At 43.2% G+C, this 14,561-nt stretch carries 4 protein-coding genes; 1 reads left to right on the top strand and 3 read right to left on the bottom strand.

Annotation, left to right across the window (positions count from 1 at the left end; all coding sequences use genetic code 11):
• Nucleotides 1–464: 464 nt before the first annotated feature.
• Entirely contained in the window at nucleotides 465–11,006 is a 10,542-nt protein-coding gene (locus R8269_RS01925) for a tandem large repeat (protein WP_258477167.1), read from the bottom strand.
• A gap of 253 nt (nucleotides 11,007–11,259) precedes the next feature.
• Between R8269_RS01925 and R8269_RS01920 the strand changes: the two genes are divergently transcribed.
• Nucleotides 11,260–12,222, top strand: a complete 963-nt coding sequence (locus tag R8269_RS01920; protein WP_215810506.1) for a peptidoglycan DD-metalloendopeptidase family protein — start codon at nucleotides 11,260–11,262, stop codon at nucleotides 12,220–12,222.
• A gap of 347 nt (nucleotides 12,223–12,569) precedes the next feature.
• Here the strand turns inward: R8269_RS01920 and R8269_RS01915 are convergent, their stop codons facing one another.
• Both R8269_RS01915 and ampC read right to left on the bottom strand, forming a co-directional pair.
• Nucleotides 12,570–13,214 carry a CatB-related O-acetyltransferase gene (locus R8269_RS01915; protein ID WP_017635780.1) on the bottom strand — a complete coding sequence of 215 codons (645 nt, stop codon included), beginning with the start codon at nucleotides 13,212–13,214 and terminating at the stop codon, nucleotides 12,570–12,572.
• 94 nt (nucleotides 13,215–13,308) lie between these two features.
• A complete protein-coding gene (gene ampC, locus R8269_RS01910) occupies nucleotides 13,309–14,460 on the bottom strand; it encodes a class C beta-lactamase (RefSeq protein ID WP_005373435.1) in 1,152 nt (383 codons plus the stop codon).
• Nucleotides 14,461–14,561: the final 101 nt, after the last annotated feature.

Below are 14,561 nucleotides of genomic sequence, written 5' to 3'. Positions count from 1 at the left end.
TAAGCACGAGGAAATTCAGAAGTTTATGAGGTGCCCTCCTCAGCAACAAACAACAAATTGACTGTTACTGAGGAAGTTTAAATAAAAAGGTGAGCGCATTACGCACTCACAAAAGTAACTGCTCTGAAGCTTGCTAGGATTAAATTTGCTTCATCGCGAGTTAAAGAGGTGAGGTATTACCCATCGACCTCATGCAGAACACTATACTCAGAGTATAGAAACGATCGTAAATATATAATATTTAAAAAGATTTTCAACGAGACACATTCACCACAGCACCTGCCGAGCGACCATCACAATCACGTCATACACACCTAAAAGCAACATTGGCCTAGTTATTATAGTTATTCAGCCTTGTATTAAGACGATTCATTAATTCGAGTAACTTATCAATAAAGGCAATTATTTTGATAAATATCACAAAAAGTCCCAAAGAAATAAAGCGAGCTAAACGCTCGCTTTATTTATGCCGCATTTTTTAAAGTTTTGTTATCACTAAAATATCGGTTGTAAACAGCACCTAAGGAGGCTGTACTTGCGAAACGATCATAGTTAAATGTTGCTTGAGCCTCTTCGGCAGAGGCGGAAAGCTTGTTGGTACCATTTACATAAATCGTCACTACCCCCTCCTTCAGTCCTGAAAGATCTAAATCAGTTGTCCATGAGTCTGAAAGCACGGTTGCCATGCCTGTGGCTTCTGTACCATCAGCGTCGACTGCTTTGATATCTATGAACTCACCATCTTCAAATCGTTCACTGCTACCACTTACTGTCACGCTTTCCACTCCAGTAACATCGTTGATAACATCTAGGTGTATTGTCGGTGTAATTGGCATGGAGTAAGCCGTGTTCTGGCTACCGGTATTCCCTGAGAAGTCTTGGTAGTCACGAACAAGCAACGCCACATTGAGCTCTGACGTGCTTGGTACCACCACATCACCAGTCCAAACACTTGGGTCCGCGGTTGCCACTAATGAAGTGATCGTCGTGCCACCTAACTCCGCTGCGGCGGATTGCAGATCTTTATCGAATTCCAGCGTTACCGTCACGCTTTGGCCGATGGCTTGGTGCTCAGGCGTAAACGTCGCGTTAGTCAGCGTTGGCAGAGACTGCGCGAGTGTAAAGCTCTGGCTTTCACTCACTTCAATGCCCGCTAAGTTCGTCCCCGTCACCATCACAGTGTAAGTACCGTTGGTTTGGTGACTCATGTCCATTGCGTCACAGATCCAAGTGCCACCGGCTTGTACCGTTGCGCTGCTGCTTTTTAGTACCGTCGCGCTGCCTTGGGCTTTCACTTCAAGACGCAGGGACTGGCCGTCAAAACGTGTCGACGTACCTTCGAATTGTAGCGTGGTGGCATGCGTTTCATCCACATTGCCCACTGGCGTAATAGCTAAGGTTGGTGTAATTGGCATGGAGTAAACCGTGCTCTGACTACCGGTATTCCCTGATAAGTCTTGGTAGTCACGAACAAGCAACCCCACATTGAGCTCTGACGTGCTTGGTACCACCACATCACCAGTCCAAACACTTGGGTCCGCGGTTGCCACTAATGAAGTGATCGTCGTGCCACCTAACTCCGCTGCGGCGGATTGCAGATCTTTATCGAATTCCAGCGTTACCGTCACGCTTTGGCCGATGGCTTGGTGCTCAGGCGTAAACGTCACGTTAGTCAGCGTTGGCAGAGACTGCGCGAGAGTAAAGCTCTGACTTTCACTTACTTCAATGCCCGCTGAGTTCGTCCCTGTCACCATCACGGTATAAGTGCCGTTGGTTTGGTGACTCATGTCCATTGCGTCACTGGTCCAAGTGCCACCGGCTTGTACCGTTGCGCTGCTGCTTTTCAATACCGTCGCGCCGCCTTGGGCTTTCACTTCAAGACGCAGGGACTGACCATCAAAACGTGTCGACGTACCTTCAAATTGTAGCGTGGCGGCATGCGCTTCATCCACATTACCCACTGGCGTAATAGCTAAGGTTGGTGTGATCGGCATGGAGTAAGCCGTGTTCTGGCTACCGGTGTTTCCTGATAAGTCTTGGTAGTCACGAACAAGCAACCCCACATTCAGCTCTGACGAGTCTGGTACCACTACATCACCAGTCCAAACACTTGGGTCCGCGGTTGCCACTAACGAGGTGATCGTCGTGCCACCTAACTCCGCCGCTGCGGATTGCAGATCTTTATCGAATTCCAGCGTTACCGTCACGCTTTGGCCGATGGCTTGGTGCTCAGGCGTAAACGTCACGTTAGTCAGCGTTGGCAGAGACTGCGCCAGTGTAAAGCTCTGGCTTTCACTCACTTCAATGCCCGCTGAGTTCGTCCCCGTTACCATCACGGTATAAGTGCCATTGGTTTGGTGACTCATGTCCATTGCGTCACTGATCCAAGTGCCACCGGCTTGTACTGTTGCACTGCCGCTTTTTAGTACCGTCACGCTGCCTTGTGCTTTCACTTCAAGACGCAGGGACTGACCGTCAAAGCGTGTCGACGTGCCTTCGAATTGTAGCGTGGCGGCATGCGTTTCATCCACACTGCCCACCGGCGTAATAGCTAAGGTTGGTGTGATCGGCATGGAGTAAGCCGTGTTCTGGCTACCGGTATTCCCTGAGAAGTCTTGGTAGTCACGAACAAGCAACGTCACATTCAGCTCTGACGTGCTTGGTACCACCACATCACCAGTCCAAACACTTGGGTCCGCGGTTGCCACTAATGAAGTGATCGTCGTGCCACCTAACTCCGCTGCGGCGGATTGCAGATCTTTATCGAATTCCAGCGTTACCGTCACGCTTTGGCCGATGGCTTGGTGCTCAGGCGTAAACGTCACGTTAGTCAGCGTTGGCAGAGACTGCGCCAGTGTAAAGCTCTGGCTTTCACTCACTTCAATGCCGGCTGAGTTCGTCCCTGTCACCATCACGGTATAAGTGCCGTTGGTTTGGTGACTCATATCAATCGCGTCACTGGTCCAATTGCCACCGGCTTGTACCGTCGCACTGCTGCTTTTCAATACCGTCGCGCTGCCTTGGGCTTTTACTTCAAGACGCAGGGACTGACCGTCAAAACGTGTCGACGTGCCTTCGAATTGTAGCGTGGCGGCATGCGTTTCATCCACATTGCCCACTGGCGTGATGGCTAAGGTTGGCGTGATCGGTAATTCGTGAGCGGTGTTATCCTCACCTATGTTGCCAGTCAAATCTTTAAATTGACTAACAACCAAGTCGACACTTAACAGCGCGGTGCTCGGAACTTGTACATCACCAACCCAGACCTTTTTATCTGCCGTTGCTGACAGAGAACTAATGCGATTGCCGCCAAGCGTAGCGGTCGCCTCTTGGAGCTCTTTATCAAACTCAAGCGATACATTCACGCTTTGACCCACACTCTGATGCTCGGGGTTAAATGTCACATTGGTTAGTTTTGGTAAGATTCCTTCAACCGCGATACTTAAGCTGCTTCCTTTTCCAGGAATTGTGTTGGTACTTTGATAGCTATTGTCTTCTACCTGAATAGTGATATTTTTATCTTGTTTTTCTGGGCTGACATAGTTAACCGTCCACGTAATATTGTCTGAAGTCGACCAAGTATCTTGTTTTAACGTTCCTGTTGCACCGCTATCACTAGCGACAAGATGGACATCTGAGATATCAAAGTTCGTAACTTCTTCTGTAAAGTTAAACGCAAGCGTAATCTCTTCGCCTCCAAAAAGAGGGGCGCTTGAGGCGGTAGAGATACTTAGCCCGGGAACGGTTGCCGCTTCCACATGCGCGTCAATAGAACTTTCACTCTTGTTATCCACCTTGTCTGTTGCTGCCACCGTGATCGTATGATCGCCTTTCGGTAACAAATAGCTTATGACATAAGGCCCCGCTTCGGTTGTCGGCTCAGTAATCGCTTGAGGAGCCACAGTGCTGCCACCACTCACCGCTTTTGACGTGACGAGATTTAAATTTTTATCTGTAATGTATGCACTAATTTCTAGTTGATACTTATCGTTTGTCGGCACCTTAGAGGTTTGATTAGCACTTAAGCCCGAAATACTTGGAGCGTCATAATCAACAATAGATTCGATAACCTTTCCATCATAACTTTTGCCTAGTAATTCAAAGCTTGTATTCTCTCTTCCAACTGAGTCCGTCACCGTCACCTTAAGGGTATATGCCCCTTGGTTATCGACGGCAAAGTTCATCATTCCATTACCACTAGATGAGATAACATCACCTGAGTAACGCAAGGAATCACCGAGGCTTGGAATAAGCTCCACAGAATATTGTGAAGCTTTCACTCTTTCTCCTTCCACCGTAGATACCGTAAACGGCTGGCTTGCCTTGGTTAAAAACAGTTTCCCACCCTGCAAACTCGTAATTCCATCGAAATCAACTGTGACTTTAGGAACACTAATATCAATGACTTTTCTGATATCAGAATACAGTCCGACGCTATCTGTCGCTTTGATATCAACCGTGATTGAACCACGCCCCTCTAACTGAGATTTCGGTAGTTCAAAGTACGTAGATGAACCGTTCCCATCCTCTACTCTTTCTTCTTGATAGCTTGGGTTTAAAACCGAATAGTTTACTTTTGCCAGGCTGCTACCAGTGTCCGTTATGTCGAAACGAAAACGAACATTATCTGGATTTGTTGGCGATTCAGTTACGATAATCTCATCGCCAACACTTGGAGGTGTGTTGTCAACTTTAATATCAACGGTCGCTTCACCGACTCTCGACCACACATCCGTTGCAGTAATCGTTGTCCTGATCGTTTTTCCATCCGCATCGCTAGGAAGTTCACTTGTAAATGTTGAACACTTGTAGGTTGGATCATCTGCACACACCTCTAATTGTGCAAACTTCTCCGGATTATCTTTATAGTTGTAGGATTCCGTTCCAAATCTGGCCATCACATTGTCTAGTCTAGAGTTTTCATACAGCTTAATTCTGAACTTGGCGACAAGCTGCTGACCATTAATGGTTGTGTTTCCAACCGGATCAGTAATTTCAACGACTACCGAACCTTTAGGTAATTCAAGCAGTAGATCGTGCTCTGGCGTCAAGTTTCCTGCTAAATCAGATAAGTTCTTGATTTTGTATTCTTGAGTTGTACTCAGGCCATCAATAATATCGGCATAGGATTCAGAATACGTACACTTGATATTTCCAACACCTTTGGCACAAGTCGTTGGTGTATAAGCTTTGTTGCCAAGATTACGAACCAACTTTGGATATTCATCTGAACTTTCGGTATTCACGCCTGATAAAGCATCATTAAAAGAGAGCTCAAATGTGAGCATCTTCTTCTTCAAAGCTTCATCAAACCAAACATCACTTCCTTTAAAACTGTATGAGTTACCATCCACGACTGTCGGTGCATCAATATCCACCATCGAGAAATTGAACTTGTTGATCGTTTCACGCCCATTTGTACCCAAGGTTTTAGTGATCAAAGTGACAGGTGCTTTGGTCATGTTTTGCCCAACATTGACACTACAACTGTAAGGTTCTTGCGATACGTTGATAACACCAGAAGTTGGTTGCTCATTAGTTGGTGGCGCATCTAGAGAGTTGTATTCTTCACGAACCCAACACTCTAACGTTTTGGCTTTGACCGCACTCAATGTAGTAAAGGTGACATCAAGAACACCATCAGATAAGTAATTTTGGAAGTCCAGCGGGCTTTCAACTGTTAGAACCACGCCTTCACGCTGTACGCTAAAGGTTTGGTTTACTTTTCCAACCTTTCGGTCTTTTTCATCAAGGTAACGAACTTTGTTATAAACTTTGATATCAAGTTCATAATTACCATCTTTGGCAATTTGTGTAGAAAGCAACGTTGCAGTCCAAGTGCCATCTGCGGTTTCTGAGAACGTAAAGTTAGTCCCGTTTTGCTCTCCAGAGAATCTATAAGTTGAGTCAATTCGATCAACGCCACTATCATCAACAATATCAAGCGTCAGTACGATATTTCCATCTTGATAGATGGTGTTGTTTGTAATTGGCGTTCCATCCGTGTAACTCATCGCCAGCGTCACCTGCGGGATTGAGTTGTACACTTTGACGGTAAAATCTTGCTCATCACTGGTTAAGGTTGTGTTGCCACGAACATCAGACCCTTTTAAACGAACCTTGTGTGTACCCGTACCTAAATCACCAAGGCTCACTTTGAGATCCTCATTGATTTTTGTACCGGGAGAGCCAGGTAATGGTTCCAGATCGCTAAACGTCCAATACTCTAGGCTTTCTCGATTTACGCCATTAATTGAAACATCACCGTTTGCATTTAGGTCTAGCGCCGTTAGGTCAAAGACATAGTTACCTAAGTAGTAGTCATTCGCATTGAAACCACTTAAGCCTAATGTTGGCCCATCACGATCAAGAATAACCTTGTGCGTGTTAGAACTAGACTCAAAACCATAAATATCGGTTGCTTTTACATACAATGACGTTGTTTTTTCATCTTCAGAAATGTCTATTTTATCTGTGTCACTCTTGATAAGAGACATGACAAACTCTTTAGATGAATCCGTTGGCACAATTGTCTTAATTGGCGAATCTTTACCACTTTGATACAGCGAGACTTGCTCAAGGTCTGAATCGTCTATTACGGATTTAAATCGCACGTTGAACTCACGCCCTATGACATAGTTCTCTTTGGACAATGTGTCTTCAACCCAAGGTGTATTTAGGATGATTTCAGGGCCTTTGTTATCGACTTGGAATGTGAATTTCCCTGTTGTACTGACATTGGCAGGGTAAGCGTTGTCCGTCGCAGTGACGTAAAACTCATTCCATTCATCGTAATCAAATGCTTTTGAAACCAGTTGGACTTTGACGTCAGGCTGTTCACCAACTAGGTATGGTACGTCACACGCCTCTGTTAGAGGGTCACAGCTTTCTAATGTCAGAGCCTGACCAGATCCGCGGCGCAAATCTATTTTTACGTTATTGCCAGAGCTTAACGTCCCCCAATCAATGACAGGTGCCCATTGGTTATTACCACCTAAACGGCTTTGAACCTGCTCACTTTTTACAATAGGGGCTTCAGAGTCGATACGAATATTGAATCTCGGAGCGGTGCTAGTTAACTCTGAAACGGAGTTACCTAAGTTGTCCTCTGCTGCTGCAACAACTAACCAATCTCCATCACCAGGATAAATCGTAGAGCCTTGATTTGAACAAATCTCGCCCGTACATAGTTTGACTTTAAACGCGTCTTTCGAGTTACTTGCAAAGTTTTCTGGTGTGTATGTTACTTTTTCACCGGTTTGCTGGTAGAAAACAAGGCCCCTCGAGGCAAGCTTATCACCAACAATATCCTCAACGTTGAAGGTTAATTCATGAGTATTGTTCGCATTTAAATAAATACCGTTTTCTACAGGTTTACCATCGACATCATTGGGTGGAAGGTAACTGGCCTTAGGGAAGTCGTTATCAATAAACACCGATTCTATAAACGGAGATTTACCATTGTAACCATACGCATTGCCATGTGGGTCCATAGCACTGGTCTCCACGGCAAACTCTATAATATCTTTTAGTTCACTAGACTGGGAGTTAAGGGTGAAGAAGTACTCTTTTCGATAAGCATTGCTGCTGTCTGAGTTTTCTACGATGTTGATGTCCAGTGGTATTTCAATGTTTGGCTCATTGGCTTGATACCACATCGTGCTAAACTTCGGGCCGTGAGCGTCGGTTCCTACAATACCAGAAGGATCGTCTAGGACAATTTTAGAAACAACCTCGCCAGCGATATAAAGCCTATTACCAACCATCGTCTCTCTGCCGCTTTCAATGGTTAATTTTGGCTGCGGAGGCAAGGTATCGATACTGCTACCCTCTGTATCAAAAATGTTCTTACCATTTAAGTCAGGATTAGCCATCGAAATATCATCAGCATAGAGCTGCGCGATATTGGTCTCAATACCGTATTTGCTCGCCATGATTTCATAATAGGATTGCGCCAGGTCTTTTCGGTAAGTTTCAGCGCCAAACGTGTAAGAATCGAGCGTAACTTGACTTCCTCCTGCCCCTACACCATTTGCTTTTCCATCGTAGCTAAAATCATCGTAAATAGCAGATGCAAAATCTAATGAGTTATTTCTTGGCATTCTCTCGGCAATACTATCAATTGCTTCAACAAGGAATCGGTGTAGATAGTCATTTGATGGCTTGTCTGGAATCGCTTTAGTCGTAAGCATTTCATTGGTTGCATAAGGCACAACCGTTGGGTCAAACCCAAAGAATGAGTTGTTGTTCGTACCTGATAACGCGTAGCGCACCTCATCAAGAATTTGAATCGCACGTTCTGAAGTTTTCTCTCCCGCTGTCACTTGATCCCACTGGAAATCAAACAAACCAGTCTGATATGTCGATAGTTCAGTAATATAGTAAGTTTGAGAACCTTTGAGCTTAAAATACACACCAATATTGGCCTTGTTTAAGTCAACCGTAACTTTCTTGGTCCCTGGATCTCTTTTCCATTGGTAATAGTATGGCTCACTGCCTTCGATACCAATTAAACGAACACGCATGAAATCATAATTCACTACGTCAGTTGTGGTTTCACAGCTCGCTACGTCAAGAGCCATGGACTGGTCACTTTCCAGTTGCTGGATAGTGGTACAACTTGCAAGTGAAGTGAATTCACCACTTGGGCTCAACCCTTCAAGTTGAGCTCGCGCACCAATAAATGGTGTCACCACTTTTATGGTTGGTAGGTCAAAGCTACTTCTAAAATATACTTCTCTTGGAGTGCTTTCGTTATCAGACTCATCGATGGTTTGAATGACTAACTTTTGACTACTGTTTTCTGATACCGATTTAAAGCTGTCACCCAAAATATCTCTTACAAATGGAATGTAATAAATGACATCCTCAACTCGCCCATTGCTATCTAACAGCGTTTCGTGCGGAATTTTTGCGATGTAATCGTCATCGGATGCCGTTGTATCAATAACTTGCTGAAGTGAGTAGTTGTTATCGTTGTTTTGGCTTACGTAGTACTTGACGACGAGCTTTAGCTTATTAGCGTTGGAGCCTAAAACCGTATCGGTATTTACGTCTGATACTTTCACACGAACATAAGGGATTTTATTCTCTTTCAATAAATTAGCGTTGAAGTTACTAAAATCTATCCCTTTTAATGAGCTCTGAATCCCTAAACTTGCGTACGCATAGTCAATCTTCAGGAAATCGCGGCTTGCTTGAACATTGTCTGGGGTGTACGTATCTTGAGAGTAGATACCATCGTAAGTGGTTCGTTCACCATCTAAACCCACATTTACGTACGTCATTGACGTACCTTCAGGATAGGTTATCGTCTGTGCTGGCGCTTGATCGTCACGACTTACTGCATGCTGCGCAGAGCCCGTATTGCCTTTGCTATCCTTCGCTCGAACCTCAAAGACCGTCGTAGATAGGAATTCATCAGTTGGGTAAGCCTTACTAAACTCACAAGCATTTCCAGACTCTACAGTGACAGGAGAACATGTGACGCCCTCATGTAAGCCATCTTTAAATGAAATACTGACAGAACTAATCTCTTGCGAGCTTTCTTTTACAACCCCTTTCAGAACGTATTCTTTAAGTTGGTTATTAATTGCACTCGCCGATGTAATATCGATAACAGGCGCATCGTTATCCCATTCAAAGTTGATATGAAGACCCGAATGGCTGCCTGGAATTAACTCATTACCCAGTACATCCGCTGTATATAAGACTAACCGTGCTGCTGTTACGTTTGAGAGCCCTGTGGCAGGGTTCATATCTACACTATCGATCTCTTTAGTATTAATGTTAACTTTAACGTTGGTCTCTCGAAGGCCAACTTCAAAATCATCAAATTCAACCGAACAGAATGTGCTTCCAAAATCTTGTATGTCGTTACATTGAAATTCACCAGACCAAGAGCCATTAATCTGATACTGAATAAAGGCGGATACGTCTTCTACACCGATATCATCAACAATTTTTAGGTCAACTTTATCGGTGCCTGCAAGTACATCACGGTCAATGCGTGTCACGATAGGCGCTGTGGTATCAATCTCCGTCCCATCTCGCGGTGGAATGATGCCATCTGTACTGCCATATGTACCTAAGTCATTAAGCTTCTTACTAAAGTCGACATAGTCGGCAGCATCAGTACCAGAAATATTGATACTTGGGTCGTTTACCACGATCAAAACGTGCTGAGATAAGTCACGTGTGTAAACGTCGCTGTTTATCTTTTTCTGTCCAAAGCTGAGGGGAGTCACTGCTCCTGAAGTCTTGCTCACTTCAAGACCATCAAGAACACCATCTGCAATAACATCCCGATATTGGATGTCAGCGAAGTGCATCGAAGTGTAGACGTTATCGCTGTTGCCGTATTTTTTTATAAGATCGTAAGAGTAAGACGAGTATGCTGTTAATAAAGCACCGTATTGATGCCCAGCACTAGCAAAACTGCTTTGCCCACCTTTGGTAATATCAATAGGTTTGGTCTCATTTACGTCAAAACCATACATGCTATTGATACTACCCAAAGCGGTTGAAAAGGCACTTTCATCTGTGGTCCCCTGAGAAATTTTGTACTTTGCCAAGCCTGCTGCCAAGTTCGACAGCGGAGTAAGCATTAACTTTTGCTCACTCCCCTCTTTAAAGTTCACAACACCTTCAAATTTAAGTGTCTTCGCATTGCTCACAGATACCGTTTCATTTGTAAACGGATCGGTATAACTCCCCTCTTTTGCAACAACAAAAAGAGGCATTGACGACGATTCAAACTCTAGCAGATAGTTTCCGAAGGCATCAGACGTCGTGTTAGCCAACTTCCGACCTAAGTTTCCATTTTTGAACTCGAAAACCTCAATCTTGGCGCCATTGACTGGGGCGTCAAACACCATACCGGAAATGCTTCCTTTGCTTCTAGCTGGAGGTGTGTTGTCTCCTCCATCACCACCACCACATGCACTCAATAAAAGAGATGTAAGCGTAAGACCTAATGTTAATTTCAGCGTATTTTTAGCGAACATAGTAATTTGGCAAAATATATTTTCCCGAGATTATATTATTGAAAAATATTTTCTCAACGTGACATTAACACCAACAAAATAGGCATAAACACCAAGCCAACCGTCACTTTGACTGAATTATTAAAATTATTTTTACATCCTATAATTATTAACTTAGTTAAAACAGAGGAATTACTCATGCTTTAATGCTAGTTTTTATTTAAAATATTATACTCTACGCACAACTGTCAGTATTGATAAACCAACAAAACTAATGACTATTTTAATAATAAAAAGAAGTGTGCAAGCTCCTACCGTAGCCCTTATCACTACTGCGTTAATCATATTGATTAGCGTATCGCTTTCTCACTACTTCCTCACTCCTGTGGATAGGCTACCTACCATCAAGCCTTTAGAATTCGAAAGTGAGAATGTGCAGCCATCAATTAAAAAGAAGACTCGTAGGCAAAAAATCACTACCGGTGTTGTTGAATACTCTTTTGTCGCTTCATTATTAAAATCAGGAGTGAGTCAAAAAGAGATCAACTTGCTATTAGCACTTATCAAAAGCAAGTTTAATATTATTGACTCTATTAAAAGAGGTGATAACTTTATCTTAAGAACTAAATTAAATAGTAAAAATGAAACTTACATTAGTTCTTTTTACTATTTAGGCAGTAAAACTGATTTATTTATTATCAATGATGGTCACGGTAACGTATTTGATGAGCATGGTGTGTCGATAAATAATCAGTTCATGTTTTCTTCACCCTTTGATAAAAACTACAGAGTGAGCTCTGACTATGACTTAAAGCGAACACATCCAGTGACCAATATAACGACTCCGCACTTAGGCACTGATTATGCCACACCTGTAGGTACACCGATTCGTAGTATTGCTGATGGCATCGTTTTAAAGTCCCGCTACAACCGTTTTGCAGGCAACTACATTAATATCCGCCACACAAATGGCTCTGTATCACGCTACCTACACTTATCTCAGCGCAACGTCCATGTTGGTGAGAAGATTAGCCGAGGACAAGTGATAGGGAAAACGGGTAACACAGGAAGAACAACAGGGCCGCATTTACATCTTGAACTGCACATCAATGGTGTTCCGGTTGATTACGAGCGATACATTCAAAGGCACCCAAACACTGACGTAAATATAGAAATGCTGATTGCAGCGAGAAAAGAAAAAGCAGAATTAACAGCGGAATGGCAACGGTATAAGTAGTCAAACAGGTAACAACAGCCACTTCGATTCGCTCTTTCTTCATTTATCTGAAGCGAGTCCTCGTAACCCTCTGAGCGCTTCGTAGTCTGTCGCCACTAACCAATTTCAGGATCAAAAAGAGCCGCTACATGCGGCTCTTAATAATTATAGTTTCCCGATATTCCATCGGTTTCCCCTTTACCAAACACGTTGTCCTCTTGTTCTTGAACGCAAGTGGTACGCGCCATTATCATATTCACATAAAAAATCAATAAAAGAATAAAATGATTACTCATTGTATTGGTTAGATATTTAATACAAAGAGGCCCAACAATGGCCTCTTTCTGATTCTTTAAATGGTGACGTTGTCATGATACTGAATGGTTTCTATCATATTCAGCGCTTGCCTTTCTCAGCCCTTCTAAATCGTCTGAACATAAAAATCTCTTCAGGCTGTCGATTTTCTTATCAGGCCAATCATATATCCTAAGAGCAAGCAGTTCGTCTATCGTCTCTCGAGAAAAGCGATATTTGACATGCTTAGCTGGTGAACCCGCAACCATGCTGTAAGGCTCAACATCTTTCGTCACCACACTGTTTGCCGCAACGATTGCTCCTTCTCCGATAGTCACACCCGGCATTATCATGGATCGCATACCGAGCCAGGCGCCATCGCCAATATGAGTATCTCCTTTCCCGACGTACGCTTCTTCAATAAAGTCCATAAATGGGTACAAGGAGAACCAATCAGCTCTATGTGTACTGTTTCCCCCCATAACAATGACAACTTCCGCTGCAATACAGACAAAGTCACCTATATGTAACTTATCAATCTTCCATTTTGGTTCCCAATCTCGGCTGAACTCATCGCCTTGTAGATATCTTACAACAGACTCTTCAAAACCGGCGTCCCAACAATCACTGTAATAACTATGTTTACCTTTAATCGTTATATTTGGGTTCGTAACAACTTCATGTAGCAAAGTCACCTTAGACCAATGCTTAGTTTTCATGAATACTCCTATAAATACTATCTAATAAAACACTGTAGATAGTATGTATCTAAATAAGCTCTAATAATTACGTAGTGCCTATTACCACTAAAATTTACTTCACCACTGAGCTAATAATATGGTAAGCAGCCTCTACTCTTTCTGCATTAGGGTAGTTTTTATTCGCCAGAATCACTATGCCTATTTTTTCAGAGGGTACATACGCGACATATGCCCCAAAGCCACCTGTTGAGCCCGTTTTGTTATACCAAACGTCACGACCGAGAGTACCAGATACACTTGCTTGAACCGGTTTAGCTTTGAGAATTACATCGCTGGAGTTACCCTTCAATAATTGCGAAAGTGAAACGGGGTAATCATAACCCTCCCATCCTACGGCTTGTGTAAACGTGTCGGTATCAAAATACTTAGTATGAGTTCTCTCTAGCGCATTTTCTATATCAGTATTAAGTTGCGCTTGACCCATATTTGCTTCGATATATTGAAGCATATCTAAGCTTGTTGATTTAATACCATAGGCTTGTGCATCAAGAATACCTGGATTAACTCTAACGGGTTTTCCCTCAGAACTATAACCAAAAGCATAGTTGTTAAGCTTATCCTTTGGTACATCGACAAAGGTATTGGTCATACCGAGCTCAGGCAGGATGACGGTTTCCATCATTTCCGTATAGTCTGACTTCATACTCAAGGCACCGATGTAGCCAAATAGACCAATACTAGGGTTTGAGTACTTCCTCTTAGTACCGGCTTCGTACTCCGGTTTCCACGTTTTGTAGTACTGCATCATTTCAGCGTCGTTCGTTACTTCGCTAGGGAATTGCAATGGTAGACCACCTGCAGTGTAGGTGGCGACATTAACTAGCTTGGTATTACCCAGAGCACTATTCTCTAATTCTGGAATATAATCTTTGACCTTGTCATCCATGTCTAGCTTACCTTTTTCTTGGGCGTACCCAGTCAAAGTAGCAGCAAAAGTTTTACTGATAGAGCCGAGTTCAAAAATTGTGTCGTTGGTGACTAAACTCCCCTTACTTACGTCAGCCAAACCGTAATTATAAAAATAACGTTTACCATCAATCGTTACTGCAACAGCCAACCCCGGAATGTCGTATTCGTTGATTAATCCTTTAGCGCATTCATCAACTACGCTCTTTAATTGACTGCTAACCGTTAACTCCGTTTTCGCAAACGTGACGAAAGAAGTGAGCGATAAAATGGCCAGCAAGGCATTGTTTAACTTCATTGAACCCTCAATTTTTTAATTTTAACTTATAATTAATTTCTAGTTTATTCCAAGGCTTTTAACTTTTTATATAAAAGTAATCCTGACTTGAAGAACTCCAA

The sequence above is a fragment of the Vibrio sp. Vb0667 genome, assembly GCF_033391095.1.
Note: the sequence above shows the minus strand (reverse complement) of the source record. Positions and strands in the feature narration are given on the sequence as shown.